Annotated in this window: 17 protein-coding genes; 12 read left to right on the top strand and 5 right to left on the bottom strand. The window is 50.1% G+C overall.

All coding sequences use genetic code 11. The annotated features are described in order from the left end of the window. Positions 1-25: 25 nt before the first annotated feature. Complete coding sequence (gene gabR / locus C5I45_RS17575) at positions 26-1,435, bottom strand: MocR-like transcriptional regulator GabR (RefSeq protein ID WP_058906564.1); 1,410 nt, start codon at positions 1,433-1,435, stop codon at positions 26-28. A gap of 107 nt (positions 1,436-1,542) precedes the next feature. On the opposite strand from gabR, the gene gabT reads away from it, so the two are divergent. The 4 genes from gabT (at position 1,543) to gdh (ending at position 6,168) form a co-directional block, all read left to right on the top strand. Continuing rightward, positions 1,543-2,850 carry a 4-aminobutyrate--2-oxoglutarate transaminase gene (gene gabT, locus C5I45_RS17570; protein WP_107994542.1) on the top strand — a complete coding sequence of 436 codons (1,308 nt, stop codon included), beginning with the start codon at positions 1,543-1,545 and terminating at the stop codon, positions 2,848-2,850. A 105-nt stretch (positions 2,851-2,955) separates the two neighbouring features. Further along, complete coding sequence (gabD, locus tag C5I45_RS17565; RefSeq protein ID WP_003156319.1) at positions 2,956-4,344, top strand: succinate-semialdehyde dehydrogenase; 1,389 nt, start codon at positions 2,956-2,958, stop codon at positions 4,342-4,344. A gap of 154 nt (positions 4,345-4,498) precedes the next feature. After that, a complete protein-coding gene (locus C5I45_RS17560; protein ID WP_014304346.1) occupies positions 4,499-5,362 on the top strand; it encodes a RhaT/GlcU family sugar-proton symporter in 864 nt (287 codons plus the stop codon). A gap of 20 nt (positions 5,363-5,382) precedes the next feature. Next, positions 5,383-6,168: a glucose 1-dehydrogenase gene (gene gdh / locus C5I45_RS17555; RefSeq protein WP_003156315.1), complete on the top strand. Its 786-nt coding sequence runs from the start codon at positions 5,383-5,385 to the stop codon at positions 6,166-6,168. A 45-nt stretch (positions 6,169-6,213) separates the two neighbouring features. Here gdh and C5I45_RS17550 read toward each other — a convergent pair whose 3' ends face one another. From C5I45_RS17550 to C5I45_RS17540, 3 genes are read right to left on the bottom strand one after another with little or no spacing between them, the layout of a single operon-like run. Continuing rightward, entirely contained in the window at positions 6,214-6,825 is a 612-nt protein-coding gene (locus tag C5I45_RS17550) for a YcnI family copper-binding membrane protein (RefSeq protein ID WP_070081368.1), read from the bottom strand. A 12-nt stretch (positions 6,826-6,837) separates the two neighbouring features. Beyond that, positions 6,838-8,466: a copper resistance CopC/CopD family protein gene (locus C5I45_RS17545; RefSeq protein WP_107994541.1), complete on the bottom strand. Its 1,629-nt coding sequence runs from the start codon at positions 8,464-8,466 to the stop codon at positions 6,838-6,840. A 32-nt stretch (positions 8,467-8,498) separates the two neighbouring features. Continuing rightward, positions 8,499-9,071 (bottom strand): DeoR family transcriptional regulator, encoded by a 573-nt coding sequence (locus tag C5I45_RS17540; protein WP_032857706.1) that lies wholly within the window; start codon positions 9,069-9,071, stop codon positions 8,499-8,501. A gap of 176 nt (positions 9,072-9,247) precedes the next feature. Between C5I45_RS17540 and C5I45_RS17535 the strand changes: the two genes are divergently transcribed. The 5 genes from C5I45_RS17535 (at position 9,248) to C5I45_RS17515 (ending at position 13,248) form a co-directional block, all read left to right on the top strand. Next, complete coding sequence (locus tag C5I45_RS17535; protein ID WP_003156306.1) at positions 9,248-9,589, top strand: hypothetical protein; 342 nt, start codon at positions 9,248-9,250, stop codon at positions 9,587-9,589. A gap of 174 nt (positions 9,590-9,763) precedes the next feature. After that, the gene (locus tag C5I45_RS17530; RefSeq protein WP_101235263.1) at positions 9,764-11,203 is read left to right on the top strand and encodes a PTS mannitol transporter subunit IIBC; all 1,440 of its coding nucleotides are present in this window, start codon (positions 9,764-9,766) and stop codon (positions 11,201-11,203) included. A 25-nt stretch (positions 11,204-11,228) separates the two neighbouring features. Continuing rightward, positions 11,229-11,660, top strand: a complete 432-nt coding sequence (locus C5I45_RS17525; RefSeq protein WP_003156302.1) for a PTS mannitol transporter subunit IIA — start codon at positions 11,229-11,231, stop codon at positions 11,658-11,660. Between the two features lies 1 nt (position 11,661). Then, positions 11,662-12,783, top strand: coding sequence for a mannitol-1-phosphate 5-dehydrogenase (locus C5I45_RS17520; protein ID WP_032857712.1), 1,122 nt, complete (start codon positions 11,662-11,664; stop codon positions 12,781-12,783). 69 nt (positions 12,784-12,852) lie between these two features. After that, complete coding sequence (locus C5I45_RS17515) at positions 12,853-13,248, top strand: 3-hydroxyacyl-ACP dehydratase FabZ family protein (protein WP_003156298.1); 396 nt, start codon at positions 12,853-12,855, stop codon at positions 13,246-13,248. A 38-nt stretch (positions 13,249-13,286) separates the two neighbouring features. On the opposite strand, the gene C5I45_RS17510 is transcribed toward C5I45_RS17515, so the two are convergent. Next, positions 13,287-13,451, bottom strand: coding sequence for a hypothetical protein (locus C5I45_RS17510; protein WP_003156294.1), 165 nt, complete (start codon positions 13,449-13,451; stop codon positions 13,287-13,289). Between the two features lie 127 nt (positions 13,452-13,578). Here C5I45_RS17510 and C5I45_RS17505 point away from each other — a divergent pair, with 127 nt between their 5' ends. The 3 genes from C5I45_RS17505 to C5I45_RS17495 all read left to right on the top strand — a co-directional run bounded on the left by C5I45_RS17505 (position 13,579) and on the right by C5I45_RS17495 (position 16,534). After that, positions 13,579-14,328: a Cof-type HAD-IIB family hydrolase gene (locus tag C5I45_RS17505; protein ID WP_003156292.1), complete on the top strand. Its 750-nt coding sequence runs from the start codon at positions 13,579-13,581 to the stop codon at positions 14,326-14,328. Positions 14,329-14,532: 204 nt separating this feature from the next. Beyond that, on the top strand, positions 14,533-15,297 hold the full coding sequence (locus tag C5I45_RS17500; protein WP_003156290.1) for a 5-oxoprolinase subunit PxpA: 765 nt from the start codon (positions 14,533-14,535) through the stop codon (positions 15,295-15,297). Positions 15,298-15,319: 22 nt separating this feature from the next. After that, positions 15,320-16,534: an NRAMP family divalent metal transporter gene (locus tag C5I45_RS17495; protein WP_025853756.1), complete on the top strand. Its 1,215-nt coding sequence runs from the start codon at positions 15,320-15,322 to the stop codon at positions 16,532-16,534. The last annotated feature ends 3 nt before the right edge of the window (positions 16,535-16,537 follow it).

Raw genomic sequence — 16,537 nt, 5'->3', positions numbered from 1 at the left:
AAGTCCCCGAATTCCGGGGGTTTTTTTATGCGCCGAAAACCGCCCGGTAAAGCCTGAGGACGCCATCTTGAATATCGCTCTCCTTCAGGCGGGCAAACCCCAGAATGAGCTGCGGCTTATTTGAATCGCCTCCCGCTTTCAGACGGAACCGGCTCATCGCAAACAGATCGAGCTGTTCTGCATCCGCCCGTGCCAAAATCTCTTTTTCTGAACGGGCGCAGTCAAACTCAGTGACAAAATGAAGCCCCGCATTGGCGCCCTTTACACTGATTTTTTCTCCGAATGTTTCTTCCAAAGCCGAAATGAGGCGTTCCCGCATGTTCTTATAATGCTGCTTCATCTTTTTAATATGTTTCTGATATTCACCTGAGTCGATAAATTCTTTCAGCGCGAGCTGGGCAAGCGTGCTGCACGTATGCAGGTCATAGGTTCTCTCTTTGAACGTCCGCAAAAGCCCGGGCGGCAGAACCATATAGCTGATGCGCAGACCTGGGAAAAGGGATTTTGAAAAGGTCCCCATGTAGATGACATTTTGAAACCGGTCAAGGCTTTGAAGCGCCGGTATCGTATCGGCGTCATATTTAAATTCACTGTCATAATCATCTTCAATGATGAAGCGGCCGTTCTGTTCGGCGGCCCAGTTTAAAAGCTGAATCCGCCGGGAAGCGGGCATGATCACGCCTGAGGGGAATTGATGGGAAGGCGTGGTGATCAATACACAGGGCCGGTGTTTTTCGATTTCGGCCATGGACATGCCTTTTTCATCAAGGCTGATCGTCGCAACCTTTTTCCCGAGGTTTTGCAGCAGCCGGTACATCCTCATATATCCCGGGTTCTCCATGGCGTACAGCGCGTCTTTTGGCAGCAGTTCCGTCAGCAGCTGCGTCAGCATTTGCGTGCCCGCCCCGAGCACGATTTGTTCCGGGCGGCATGTAACGCCCCTTGTCAGGGAAATAAGCCGCGAAATGGTTTCACGGACTTCATATAAGCCTTGCGGATGGACGAGTTCCCCGAGTGTATGAAATGAACGGGCGGCTGCTTTATGCTCACAGCGGAACCAGCTTTTCAGGGGAAAATGCGCCGTATCCACGCTCATATGAGAAAACGAAATCCAGCCGCTCTTATCCGGCTCCCGCTCTTTTAAATCTTCAGGCAATGAGAGCGAAGGCGTTTCTTCATGATAAACCGTATCAATTTCCTCCACGAAAAAGCCTTTTCTTTCGACTGCATATAAATAACCTTCCGAAAGCAGCTGCTGATAAGCTGAATTCACTGAATTCACGCTGACCTTCAGCGTCTCGGCAAGCTCCCGTTTAGACGGCACCTTTGTATGAGGCATCAGGCTGCGTTTCAAAACGGCCGCTTTTATGTGCTGATAGATCTGCTGATAGATATAATCCGCCGTTTCCGAATGATCAATGGAAATCGTCAGCATCCAGACCCTGCTCCTTTCTGATACCATGGAAAAATTGATTTTGGTACTTTTCATCATACCAAAAAGAAGTCAGAATGATAAGAAAACAATATAGGGGGATGGAATCTATGAGTCGAACAGCATCATTGGAAGTGACAACAGCCCAGTGGCAGCAAAAACGGGATCAATTCGTTTCCAAGGGGGTCGGCAACGGAAACCGCAGCATGGCGGTAAAAGGGGAAGGGGCGCTTTTGTACGATTTGGACGGCAGACGATTCATTGATTTTGCCGGAGCGATCGGAACGCTGAATGTCGGCCATTCTCATCCGAAAGTGGTGGAGGCCGTAAAGAAACAGGCGGAGGATCTGATTCACCCGGGATTTAACGTCATGATGTATCCGTCTTATATTGAGCTGGCCGAAAAACTTTGCGCCCTTGCGCCGGGAGATCATGCGAAAAAAGCGATTTTTCTCAATTCGGGGGCGGAAGCGGTGGAAAACGCCGTGAAAATCGCCAGAAAATATACGAAGCGCCAGGCTGTCGTGTCATTTACAAGAGGGTTCCACGGCCGCACGAACATGACGATGAGCATGACGAGCAAGGTGAAGCCTTATAAATACGGTTTCGGCCCGTTTGCCTCAGAGGTGTATCAAGCGCCGTTTCCTTACTATTATCAAAAGCCGGCCGGCATGAGTGACGAGCAGTATGACGACTTTATCATCAGCGCTTTCGAGGATTTCTTTATCGCCGCAGTCGCACCGGAAACCGTCGCCTGTGTCGTAATGGAGCCGGTTCAGGGAGAAGGCGGCTTCATCATTCCGTCAAAACGTTTCGTGCAGCACGTCGCCGCTTTTTGTAAAAAACACGGTATCGTTTTTGTAGCGGATGAGATTCAGACCGGTTTTGCCAGAACGGGAACGTATTTTGCGATTGAGCATTTCGAAGCCGTTCCGGATTTGATCACCGTATCCAAATCACTTGCGGCCGGATTACCTCTGAGCGGTGTCATCGGCCGGGCGGAAATGCTTGATGCCGCCGCGCCGGGGGAACTCGGTGGCACATATGCGGGAAGCCCGCTCGGCTGTGCGGCTGCGCTCGCGGTCCTGGATATTATTGAAGAAGAAGGGCTGAATCAGCGTTCCGAAGAGATCGGCCGGATCATCGAGCATCAAGCGCTCGAGTGGAAAAAAGAGCATGCCTGCATCGGAGAAGTGCGCAGACTCGGCGCGATGGCGGCCATCGAAATTGTCAAAGATCCGCACACGCGGGAACCGGATAAAGCAAAGGCCGCGGCGATCGCTAAAACGGCGAACGAGAACGGACTGCTGCTGCTGACGGCCGGCATTAACGGCAACATTATCCGATTCCTGACGCCGCTTGTCGTGACGGATGAGCAGCTCAAAGAAGGCCTTTCCATTATCGAAGCAGCTCTGTGAGTTCAATTATTGGAATCCCGCCGGATGTGTCTGCTATCATGAAAGTGTGAGATACATCAACAAGCATACAATGGTTTTACTATAGGAAAGAAAGGAATGTTCAATATGCCAGAACAATTAACAGTGTACAACCCGGCAACGGGAGAGGCGATCGAAAGCATCCCCCAGCAGACGGCCGAAGATGTTGAAAAAGCGATTGAACGTTCACATCAAGCGTTTCAATCATGGTCCAAAACATCAGCGGGAGAACGTGCCTCACTTTTGAGAAAATGGTATGAGCTGATTGTTGAAAATAAAGAAGAACTTGCGGAATTAATTACGAAAGAAAACGGCAAACCGTACGAAGAAGCGGTCGGAGAAGTTTTATACGGCGCCGGCTATATTGAATGGTTCGCCGAAGAAGCAAAACGGATTTACGGCAGAACCGTACCTGCGCCGACAACAGGCAAACGGATTGTCGTCACCCGTCAGGCGGTCGGCCCGGTAGCCGCGATCACGCCGTGGAATTTCCCGAATGCGATGATTACAAGAAAAGCCGCGCCCGCTTTGGCGGCAGGCTGTACGTTCATCATCAAACCGGCGGAGGATACGCCGCTTTCCGCTTACGCCCTTGCGCGTCTCGCATATGAAGCGGGAATTCCGAAGGACGTGCTGCAAGTGGTGATCGGTGACGGAGCTGAAATCGGAAACGTCTTCACCAGCAGCCCGAAAATCCGTAAAATTACCTTTACCGGCTCAACGCCTGTCGGTAAAATCCTGATGAAAAACAGCGCCGACACCGTAAAACATATGTCAATGGAGCTTGGCGGACATGCGCCGCTGATCGTGGATGAAGACGCTGATCTTGATCTGGCGGTAGCCCAAACAATGGCCTCTAAATTCAGAAATGCCGGCCAAACCTGCGTCTGTGCGAACCGGCTGATCGTACACGAATCCGTGAAAGACGAGTTTGCGAAAAAACTGAGTGAAGAAGCTGCGAAACTCAAAGTCGGAAACGGTCTTGAAAAAGGCGTAAACGTCGGCCCTGTCATCAACAAAAAAGGCTTCGATAAAATCGTCGGACAAATTAATGACGCCGTGGAAAAAGGTGCAGAAGTGCTGACGGGCGGAACGTATGACCAAAACGACGAAAAAGGATGCTATTTCGTGACGCCGACCGTGCTTTCAAATGTAGATACATCCATGAACATCATGCATGAAGAAACATTCGGCCCGGTTGCGCCGATCGTTACGTTCTCAGATATTGATGAAGCGATCAAGCTTGCGAACGATACGCCGTTCGGGCTTGCGGCTTATTTCTTCACAGAAAACTACCGCCGCGGCATCTATATTTCTGAACAGCTTGAATACGGCATCATCGGCTGGAATGACGGCGGTCCGTCCGCGGTTCAAGCGCCGTTCGGAGGAATGAAAGAAAGCGGCATCGGCCGTGAAGGCGGTACAGAAGGCATTGAACCGTACCTGGAAACCAAATACATGTCTATCGGACTTTAATGAGCCGAAAAGAAAGCCCCGCTTCTAAGCGGGGCTTTTTTTATTGAGCGGTCTGCCGGTGAATATCGCCGGCAGGCTTTTTTGATCTTGCGGGAATAATCGGTTCGATTCCAGACAAAATAACAGCAAATACGATTGAAAGAAGGTCGCCATCATGGATATATTACTGGCTCTTCTCCCGGCTTTATTTTGGGGGAGCATCGTGTTATTTAACGTCAAATTAGGCGGCGGGCCTTACAGCCAGACGCTGGGAACGACAATCGGGGCGCTCATCGTTTCGTTTGTGCTGTATCTGTTTGTCCATCCGGTGCTGTCCGGGCGCATTTTTATTGTCGGCATCATCTCGGGGCTGTTTTGGTCGCTCGGCCAAAGCAATCAGCTTAAAAGCATACAGCTGATGGGCGTTTCAAAAACGATGCCGATATCAACGGGAATGCAGCTCGTCTCGACTTCTTTGTTCGGTGTGATCGTATTCAAAGAATGGTCAACCCCGATCGCGATTACGCTGGGTATTCTCGCCCTTATTTTTATCATCATCGGGATTGTGCTCACATCTTTAGAAGATAAAAAGGGGCGGGCGGACGGAGAACCGGGAAACTTAAAAAAAGGCATTGTCATCCTGCTGATCTCCACGCTCGGCTATTTGGTCTATGTCGTCGTCGCCCGGCTGTTCGGTGTATCAGGATGGTCAGCGCTTCTGCCGCAGGCGATCGGGATGGTCATCGGCGGACTGGTCCTGACGTACAAGCATAAACCGTTTAATAAGTACGCCCTCAAGAACATTCTGCCGGGAATCATCTGGGCGCTCGGGAACATGTTTCTGTTCATCTCACAGCCGCGCGTCGGAGTTGCGACAAGTTTTTCCCTCTCTCAAATGGGGATCGTCATCAGCACGCTCGGCGGAATCTTCATTCTCCGTGAGAGCAAAACGAAGCGTCAGCTGGTCGCCATTGCCATCGGGATTATCCTGATCATTGTAGCCGCGGTATTCTTAGGCGTTGCAAAATCAAATTCATAACATATGCAGGAGGTTTGAACATGTACACGGATTTAAAAGGAAAAGTCGTTGCCATTACGGGAGCTTCATCAGGATTAGGAAAAGCGATGGCGATCCGCTTCGGACAGGAGCAGGCGAAAGTCGTGGTTAACTACTATAGTAATGAAAAAGACGCCCAAACCGTTAAAGAAGAGATTCAAAAAGCGGGAGGCGAAGCTGTCATCGTTCAAGGAGACGTCACAAAAGAAGAAGATGTCAAAAACATCGTGCAGACCGCAGTGAAGGAATTCGGCACATTGGATGTCATGATCAATAACGCCGGCATGGAAAATCCGGTTCAGTCGCATGAAATGCCGCTTAAAGACTGGAACAAAGTTATCAATACCAATCTGACCGGCGCTTTCTTAGGAAGCCGCGAAGCCATAAAATATTACGTAGAGAATGATATTCAAGGAAACGTCATTAACATGTCAAGCGTACATGAAATGATTCCGTGGCCGCTGTTTGTCCACTACGCGGCGAGTAAAGGCGGCATCAAATTGATGACGGAAACGCTGGCGCTTGAGTACGCGCCGAAGCGCATCCGTGTTAACAATATCGGACCGGGCGCCATCAATACGCCGATCAACGCGGAAAAATTTGCCGATCCCGTTCAGAAAAAAGATGTGGAAAGCATGATTCCGATGGGATATATCGGTGAGCCGGAAGAAATCGCGGCTGTCGCCGTCTGGCTTGCTTCAAAGGAATCAAGCTATGTGACCGGGATTACGCTGTTTGCTGACGGGGGAATGACCAAATATCCGTCTTTCCAGGCAGGCCGCGGATAAGAAAAAAAGCGATCGCAGGCTCTTTAGAGCCGGATCGCTTTTTGCTTACGCGCGTTTTTTCTTTACAAGCGCCGCGATGGAAAGGATAATCGCCGCAGCTGACAGAACGATGGCCGCAATATCAAGCGGTGATACGCCGGATTTGCTTTCTTCGTTTGACTGTTCAGCTCCGTGCGCATCCGTCACGCTGGCCGATTTCGTGATTTTCGTAATCGAGTGAGGCGTGTCGGCTTTCTCATCCCCCGTCCATTCTACAATGCTGCCGTCTTTGTAATATTGGTAAGCGTCCCAAGCGGCATCTCCGCTCTTTTCAGGATTTTTCGCAACGAACGTGAACTGCTGGAATTGGCCGGGCTGAATGCCGCCGTCCTTTGCTTCCCAAGTGACGGAGACCGCTTTGTCATCATGTTTGGATACGGATGTTTTCCAGCCCGGAATCGGCTGATACTGCTGAAATTCAACGCCGGCGGGCATTTTCAGCACGACTTTCGTTGTCGGCTCATTCTTTTCCACAGGCACTTTCATCGTGTATGTTTCCCAAGAACCGGCCGCGGATTCCGCGGGTTTGACTGAGACGTGGGCGCTTGCTGCCGCCGTAAAACCGACGAGTGACAGAGTCACGGCGGATATGAATATTAAAGCCTTTTTTTTCAACATGAGATACACTCCTTAGTTTGTCGTTGAGAATATTTGGTTGATTTCATTAAAATCGTTTGTCAGCCCGTGGACTTTGATCTTCCAGTTTCCCTTTTTGGTGATGGACAGGTTGGCGGCTTCGAATGTGCCTTCCTTCGTCTTCTTCAAATCAAAGGTGCTTTCATGCTGTTTGCCGCTGAAGCCCGTCTGGTAAACAGTGACCGTAAATTGCTGAATGTCTTTTACCAAGCTGCCGTTATGATCGGTGACAATGACTTGAAATTCATTTTTACCCGGCTGGTTCGGCGTAATGTGCAAGGATAGGGTCTCCCCGTTTCCGATCGTTTCTGAGCCGTTAAAAGGCAATGGCGCGGGCGGAGGCGGACTGGGCAGGCTTGTGAAGACGGCGGTTGTGAATAACACCGCAATGCCTAGTGCCCATTCGGCCTTTATCGTTGCGCTGATGCTCCTTTTTCTGCTGAACTTCGTCATCCATACGTGAACGGCGCCGAGCGCAAGCATGATGACAAACAGTCCGATTTTCAAAAGGAGCGTCTTGCCGTAAGCGGTGTGAAAGAGTGAATCAAACGAGCGGATAATGAAAAATCCGTTCAGCACACCTGAAAATAACAGCACGCCGACAGAGGCGAACGCCCAAGGAGAAAACCGTCTGACCGTTTCCCAAGCGATGGTTTTATCGGTTTTTCTCCACTCTGATGAAAGAAGCAGCACAAGAGCGGCTATACCGCCCATCCATACAGACGCGGCCGATAAATGGAGAAAGTCCATCGCGATGCCGACCGCTTTTTCGTCAATGACCGCCGCATGCCCGGCGAATGCTTTTGCCAAAAGCGAAGCGAAGAAGAGCAACAGCGGCGCCGTCCAGTACGCAAATGACCGGAATGTTTTCTTCTTCAGCAGCGGGATCATCGACAGGGCGAGCAGGATAAATAAGCTGATCTGGATCATCCAGACGTACCCGCCTGCCGTTTTCAGAAGCGTTTCTTTTACATAGTCGGGCTGAAACGCGGCGCTCCAAGCGCCGCCCGCGTTTTCTTTCGTCTGGATCGGGAGCTGGCACACGAGCGCGAGCCCCGTTAAACATAAAGAAATCACGAGCAGCTTTACAGTTCGTTTTGCTTTTGATGAATCTTCATTATTTCTGTACCAAAACAGATGGAAAAAAGCCGTGCCGATAAACAGGGAGAGAGCGGTGTACAAAATACCGCGGTCGATGGCCGCTTCGGGATGAAGCGCCGCTTGCGATGATGTCTGCTCCTGAAGTTCTCCGCCGGCTTTTCCGATGCTGAAAGGGATGACGCCGGATACCGGATGTCCGTCGGCCGATACCGCGTTCCATTCCGCTCTGTAAATATCATGCGGCAGATTTTTTTTCAATGCCGCGGTCATGATGCGGGCATTATTTTTTTGAATCACCGTTTTGCCCGCGTCAACCCGTTCGCCGGATGAATTATAGACCTTAATGGAGTGGAAGCCTTCTTCAATCTGTTCATTAAACTCAATTTCAATCTGCTTCGGCGCTTGTTTTAATTCGCTGTTCTCACCCGGATTTGAGTTTGTGATGTAGGCGTGGGCGAAGCTTGTTTTCGGAATCAAAACAAGGAACAGCAAAAAGACGAGCCAGCGTTTGTTCTGTCTCATGGATGATGACACCGCCTTCCGGTTGGTTGTTGTTATGTCTTGCTGCAGGTGCATCCCTTCTGCCTGTCGTGTAAGATGATGTCCGCCGCCTCGTCAAAGGTGCAAATGACCCCGCCGAATCCTTTTTGAAACCGTTCTGCGTAATCAAGCGTTGAGAAGGGAATCGCCTGAGGCCGGCAGCAGTGAAGGTCAATATCGGCATGGACTAAAAAGTATGCGGAAGCTGCCGTCAGCGTCGTCTGAAGAAGAAAATCCTTACAAATGACGTGGGACACTTCATCCTTTTTATCCTCATACCGCAAAATCGCGCAATGAATGCAGCACATCTGCTCAACGGTTTGTGAAACGGTAATAAGCTGAACAGAATACGAATGCTGAATCGGCCGCAGGCAATAGCCGCATTGATTGGCGCTTCGTTCTGAAGCGGGAGGGAGCGTAATGCCGCCGGGTGTCCGGATAATCCGGTTTGCATCCGCCAGCTGATTGACGTCTCTGTACACGGTCATCTCGGAGACGCCGAATTTCTCGCTTATGTCAGAGATTTTCAGCGCGCCCTCTTCTTTCAGCCATTCAAGCAAGGTTTGCTGTCTGTGAATCGGAAGCAATTCTGCATCCTCCTTTTTATGCGAATGAGTGATGAACCTCCCTCTAAGAGTAGATGTTTTCACAAATGCACACAAGAGCCTGATGATAAAATATGTGAAAAAATGTTGAACAATCACAAATGTAAAACACGCAGTCAGACTCTGTTATAATAGAAGAGTTGAATGGAGGAATAAACATGAAAGAAACGACCTGCCCGAACTGCGGCAAGCCGATTACAGGCGACATGGTCAGATCATCGATGATCCCGTGCCAGTTTCAGTGCGGGCATTGCCATGTGAAATTGCGTGAATATAAAGTATCAGCTCCGATTATGGCTGCGGCCATTGCGATCACGGTGCTTTTGATTTATCTTGTGCAGATGGCCAGAACCGCCGTCATGCCGATGTTTCCGGCAGCGCGGTATGTGCCGGCCGCCATTTTCGCGCTCGTATGTGCGTATCCGGTGTTTATTGTCAGTGAGCGGCTCATTGCCAAGCTCGTCGTCACAAAAGGACACATTATATACAGAAAGCGGTAAGACACCTTTGATGAGGTGTCTTTTTTTGTTAAGGATTTGTCACAGTCTCTGTGCCAAACTCCTCTTTACTTTTCATTGAATGAGGATTGTAAGCGTTTTATGATGAAGACACAGGGGAGAGAGAAACCCCGTGTCTTATTTATTTTCATCTGAAGGCAGGCAAACAGGGAGGGAATGAGCATGCAGCAAGAACAGCAAGCTGGCATGAAAGTGAAGATACAGCGGTTCGGCAGTTATTTAAGCGGTATGATCATGCCGAATATCGGCGCATTTATCGCATGGGGAATTATCACTGCGCTGTTTATTCCGGCGGGATGGTTTCCGAATCCGCAGCTGAATACATTGGTAAGCCCGATGATTACGTATCTTCTGCCGCTTTTAATCGCATATACGGGCGGAAAAATGATCTATGATCACCGCGGGGGAGTCGTCGGAGCGACGGCCGCCATCGGAGTCATTGTCGGAGCGGACATTCCGATGTTCTTAGGGGCAATGATTATGGGACCTTTGGGCGGTTATCTCATTAAACAATTAGACCGTGTATTTAAAGATAAAGTCAGACAGGGTTTTGAAATGCTGATCAACAACTTCACGGCGGGAATTATCGGCGCGGTGCTGACGATTATCGCGTTTTATGCGATCGGCCCGGTCGTCCTGTCTCTTAACAAATTGCTGGCGGCGGGTGTGGAAGTCATTGTTCACGCGAATTTGCTGCCGATTGCAAGCGTTTTCGTAGAGCCGGCGAAAGTCCTGTTCCTGAATAACGCGATCAACCACGGCATTTTAAGTCCGATCGGAATCGAGCAGGCCGCCAAAGCGGGAAAATCCATTCTGTTCTTAGTGGAAGCGAACCCCGGACCGGGACTCGGTATTTTACTGGCCTATATGTTCTTTGGGAAAGGCTCTTCAAGATCGACAGCTCCGGGAGCGGCGATCATTCATTTCTTCGGGGGGATTCATGAAATCTATTTCCCTTACATTTTAATGAAACCGATGCTGATCCTCGCGGCGATCGCAGGGGGAGCGAGCGGACTGCTCACATTCTCGATCTTTAACGCGGGTCTTGTCGCCGCATCATCTCCGGGAAGCATCATCGCCATTTTGGCGCTGACGCCGAAAGGAAGCTATCTCGGCGTGCTGGCGGGCGTCATCGTGGCCGCGGCCGTATCGTTTATCGTCTCGGCGCTTATTCTGAAATCGTCTAAAGCGGGCGAAGAAGATTTGACAGCCGCGGCGGAAAAAATGCAGGAAATGAAAGGCAGGAAAAGTGAAGCGGCGGCCGCATTGGCAGACAAAGAGGAAGAGCCGGAAAACAGCGCCGCTGATATTTCCGCTGACCAAGTCAGCCGCATTATCTTCGCATGTGACGCGGGTATGGGATCGAGCGCAATGGGCGCCTCCATTTTAAGAAACAAAGTGAAAAAAGCAGACCTGGATATTGATGTGACAAATACGTCGATCAATAATCTTCCGAATGACGCGGATATCGTCATTACGCATAAGGACCTGACTGACCGCGCGAAAGCGAAGCTGCCGCAGGCGGTGCACATTTCGGTTGATAATTTCTTAAACAGCCCGAAATACGATGAACTGATTGAAAAGCTTAAAAACTAATCAAACAGAAAGAGGGATCTTCATCATGGAAGTATTGGCTAAAGCGAACATCAAACTGAACCAGACAGTGAACTCAAAAGAGGATGCCATCCGCCTGGCGGGACAGACGTTGATTGATAACGGTTACGTGAAGAACGGCTATGTGGAAAAAATGTTCGAACGTGAAGAAACATCATCCACGTTTATGGGAAATTTCATTGCGATCCCGCACGGAACAGAAGATGCGAAGGATGAGGTGCTTCATTCAGGCATTTCCGTCATCCAGATTCCGAACGGTGTGGAATACGGTGAAGGCAATACGGCAAAGGTCGTTTTCGGTATCGCCGGAAAAAACAATGAACACTTAGACATCCTGTCAAACATCGCCATCATCTGCTCAGAGGAAGAAAACATCGAACGGCTGATCAGTGCAAAGACGGAAGAAGAACTGGCCGCTATTTTCAGCGAGGTGAACTGACATGATTGCCCTTCATTTCGGAGCGGGAAACATCGGGCGGGGCTTTATCGGCGCCCTGCTCCATCATTCCGGCTATGACGTAGTTTTCGCTGATGTGAATGAAACGATGGTCAGCCTTCTCAATGAAAAGAAGGAATATACCGTGGAGCTTGCCGACGGCGGCAGGCAGACAGAAATCATCGGCCCCGTTTCAGCCATCAACAGCGCGGTGCAAGAACAAGAGCTGTACGGGCTGATCAATGAAGCGGCGATCATTACGACGGCGGTGGGCCCGAACGTTCTCAGACTCATCGCCCCGTCCATCGCGGAAGGTCTGAAGCGCAGAACGTCCTCTGAGCCTCTCAATATCATTGCCTGTGAAAATATGATCGGCGGCAGCAGTTTTCTGAAAAAAGAAGTTTTCGGACATTTGACGGAAGCGGAGCGGGAACTCGTGAACCGGACAGTCGGCTTCCCGGATTCTGCGGTAGATCGGATCGTGCCGATTCAGCACCATGAAGATCCGCTGAAAGTATCCGTAGAACCGTTTTTTGAATGGGTCATAGACAGAACCGGCTTTGCCGGCGATCAGCCGGTACTTAAAGGCGCGTTGTTTACGGATGATCTTACGCCTTTCATTGAGAGAAAGCTGTTTACCGTCAATACCGGGCATGCCGTCACGGCGTATGTCGGCTATCAGCGTGGATTAAAAACCGTCAAAGAGGCCATCGGCCATCCGGAAATCCGGCGTGTCGTGTACGATGCACTTTCAGAAACGGGCGAGTACTTGGTGAAAGCATACGGCTTTAAGCAATCCGAACACGAGCAGTACATGAAAAAAATCATCAGCCGCTTTGATAATGAATACATCACGGATGATGTGACAAGAGTCGCCAGATCACCGCTCAGAAAACTCGGAGCGAATGACAGATTAGTAGGGCCGGCCAAAAAAATAAAAGAACCGAATGCGCTGGCGGAAGGTATCGCCGCCGCCCTGCGCTTTGACTATCAGGATGATCCGGAAGCGGTTGAGCTGCAAAAGCTTATCGCGGAAAAAGGCACGAGCGGCGTTCTTCAAGACATTTGCGGTATTCAGCCGCATGAACCGCTGCACGGCATCGTGCTCAAAAAGCTCAATCAATAAAAATGAACCCGCGTCGGGGGGACGCGGGTTTTTTCTTGCGTTATAATGAGAGGGAAGGGAGGCTGCGTGATGAATCAGAAGCTATTGCCCCATCGTTTTCCGTTTCTTTTGATTGACGGCACGACGAACAGTGAAGCCGGAAAATGGGCGGCTGCTTACAAAAACATCAGTGAAAATGACTGGTTTATAACTGAATCCCAAAGAGAGATGCCATTTTCGCTCGTCGTTGAAGCAATGGCCCAAACGGCGGCTTGCGCGGGAATTACCGGCGGTGACGGTCTCGGTCTCTTATCCGCGGTGAAGAAAGCGGAAAGGTTAGGTGCCGCTTTGCCGGGAGACCGTCTGGATCTTTTTTTTGAGGTCACGCGAATCAGACGCGGTTTTGTGTTCGGCCGGGCGAAAGCGTCCGTTGCCGGGAAGCCTGTGGCGGAAGCGGAGCTCAGCATATTTATCCAGCCATCGTAAAAAAAGCCGCCTCCACCGGCGGCTTTCGGACAAGCGTGTTATTTTGTATCATAATCTCTCTCACTTTGTGAATTGTCCCTCTGGTCATGTTTGTGTTTTTCGTCATTGGCGTTTTCCTTCAGCTCTTCCAGCGGAATCGGATCCGTTAAATCATGATGTTCAGGATTTTCATTCGGTTTGTTCTTTTGTTTTCTTTCTTTCATCCTCCATCACCTCAATATTTCTTTTCCTCAACGCTCGCCCCGCCAAACGCAGGAAGCGGTTTTTTGTTCCTGTGGGTCATATGTATTAAAATAGAGACGACTACAATATAAAAAGTGAGGTACATATATGCCGATACAAAGAGAAGACGCAGATATTAAACTGATCGCGATTGATATGGACGGAACCCTGCTCAATGACGAGCAGCTCATCCCGGAGGAAAACCGGCGGGCGATCAAGGAAGCGGAGGCGAAAGGAATTCACGTCGTCATCAGCACAGGACGCACGCTGATGACCTGCCGCGAACTGGCTGAGTCTCTCGAGCTGTCATCCTTTTTAATCACGGCAAACGGCAGCGAAATCTGGGATTCCAACTTTGAGCTGGTTGAGCGCAAGCTTCTTCATACCGATCATATTCAAAAATTATGGGATCTGAGGAATAAGCACAACACGAATTTCTGGGCCTCTACCGTCGATAGAGTGTGGAGAGGGGAATTCCCGGAAACGATTACGGATCATCAGTGGCTCAAGTTCGGGTTCGAAATCGAGGATGATGAAGTGCGGAATGAGGTGCTGAAAGAGCTCAAGGAATACAAGGAGCTCGAAATCACAAACTCAAGTCCGATCAACATCGAAGTCAATGCCCTCGGTATCAACAAAGCGGCTGCGCTGGCGAAGGTATCGGAAAAACTCGGCTTCACGATGGAAAATGTGATGGCCATGGGTGACAGTCTGAATGACATTGCCATGATCGAAAAAGCGGGTGTCGGCGTCGCCATGGGGAACGCGCAGGACATCGTGAAAGAAACAGCTGACTGGGTGACTGATGTCAACACGGAAAACGGGGTCGCCAAAGCGATCCGCCACTGGGTGTTATAATAGAAAAAAGAGAGAGTCTCAGCATGAGGCTCTCTTTTTTGTTTTGTCAGATTTGTGACTAGGTCCATGGTAGGTTTTCTGACAAAAGGATGTTCAAACTTGTCAGAATTAAATATAATGAAGAGAAATCCAACAATTCGGAATAGTCATTCCAAATATCGGAATGATAATAAAATAAAACGTTTACAATACAGGAGGGAGCTTATGTTTCAGATTGACATCAATTGTGATTTAGGAGAGAGTTTCGGTGCTTATAAAATCGGACTGGATGAAGAGATTTTGGATTATGTGACATCTGCAAACATCGCCTGCGGCTTTCATGCGGGTGATCCTAGCGTGATGCGCAAAACGGTTGCGCTTGCGGCGGAAAAAGGCGTGAAAATCGGCGCTCATCCCGGGCTGTTCGATCTGCAGGGATTCGGGCGGCGGCAGATCGCGATTACGCCCGAGGAAGCGTATGATCTGACGCTGTATCAAATCGGCGCGCTGTCAGGGTTTTTAAAAGCGGAAGGTGTCGAGATGCAGCATGTGAAGCCGCACGGCGCTTTATATAATATGGCCGCCGTCAATCCCGGCCTGTCAGAAGCCATCGCTCAGGCGGTCTGTCATTTTGATCCCGGACTTATTCTTTTCGGGCTTTCCGGAAGCGAGCTGATTAAAGCGGGAGATCGAATCGGACTGAGGACGGCAAGCGAAGTGTTTGCGGACCGCACCTATCAGGAAGACGGCACGCTGACGCCGCGTTCAGAGCCGGATGCGCTGATTCAGGATGACAAAAAAGCGGTCGGTCAAGTGATTCAAATGGTGAAAGACAGCACGGTGACATCACGTAAGGGACAAGCTGTAAACCTGAAAGCGGACACGGTCTGCATTCACGGAGACGGCGCCCACGCGCTGACATTCGCAAAAACAATCAAAAAAGAATTAAAAGCGGCAGACATTCAAATCAGCGCGCTTGCAAAAGACTGAGCAGCAGAGGGAGGAAGACAGCATGGAGCAAAAGAAAAAAACAGCCGGAAAGGCTTCCGGCAAATGGTCGCTTCTTTTAGGCGCGACATTTTTGATGGCGACATCATCAATCGGGCCCGGCTTTCTGACGCAAACGGCCACGTTTACCAATACATTGGCGGCAAGCTTCGGCTTTATCATTTTAATTTCTATTATTTTGGACATCTTCGCGCAAACCAATGTATGGCGGATTATCGCGGTTTCCGGAAAGCGCGGCCAAGAGATTGCCAATATGGTGCTTCCGGGCGCCGGTTATGCCATTGCTTTTCTGGTCGTGCTCGGCGGACTTGCGTTTAATATCGGAAACATCGGCGGCGCGGGTCTCGGTCTTCAAGTATTATTCGGAATCAAACCGGAGATCGGCGCTTTAATCAGCGCAGCGGTCGCGGTGCTGATTTTTGTCATAAAGGAAGCCGGAAAAGTCATGGACCGTTTTATGCAGATCGCCGGAATCGTCATGATCGTATTGACGGTGTATGTTGCCGTAACGACGGCTCCGCCGGTCGGACACGCCGTTGTAAAAACTTTTATGCCTGATCATATCAGTGTGCTGGCAATCGTGACGCTTGTCGGCGGCACGGTCGGCGGATACATTACATTTGCCGGAGGCCATCGCTTGCTTGATTCAGGCATCCAGGGGAAGGAAGTCATTCCTCAGGTGACGAAAAGCTCCGTCACAGGCGTCTTGATTACATCTGTTATGCGGATTGCCCTGTTTCTCGCCGTGCTCGGCGTCGTTTCAAAGGGTCTGCGCATTGATCCTGATAATCCCGCGGCTTCTGTATTCCGGCTTGCGGCGGGAAATGTCGGCTATAAAATTTTCGGCGTCATCATGTGGTCTGCCGCTATCACGTCTGTCATCGGCGCCGCCTATACATCGGTGTCATTCTTCAAATCGTTTTCGGCAAAAATCGAAAAGCACTCACATGGCGTAATTATCGGTTTTATCATCGTATCCACTCTTATTTTTGTCACGATCGGCCAGCCTGCCAAAATTCTGGTCGCGGTCGGTTCGCTTAACGGCTTAATTCTGCCGCTTGCATTAGCGATGATTCTGTTGGGCGCCTATAAGAAAAAAATCGTCGGCGATTACAAGCATCCGATCTGGCTCACGATTGCAGGGGCGATCGTAGTGGTTGTCATGGCGGTTATGGGCATCTATACATTATTCTCGCAAATGCCGCAGCTATGGAGCTGATGA

This window comes from Bacillus sp. ZY-1-1 (assembly GCF_003047165.1).
Taxonomy (GTDB): domain Bacteria; phylum Bacillota; class Bacilli; order Bacillales; family Bacillaceae; genus Bacillus; species Bacillus velezensis.
Note: the sequence above shows the minus strand (reverse complement) of the source record. Positions and strands in the feature narration are given on the sequence as shown.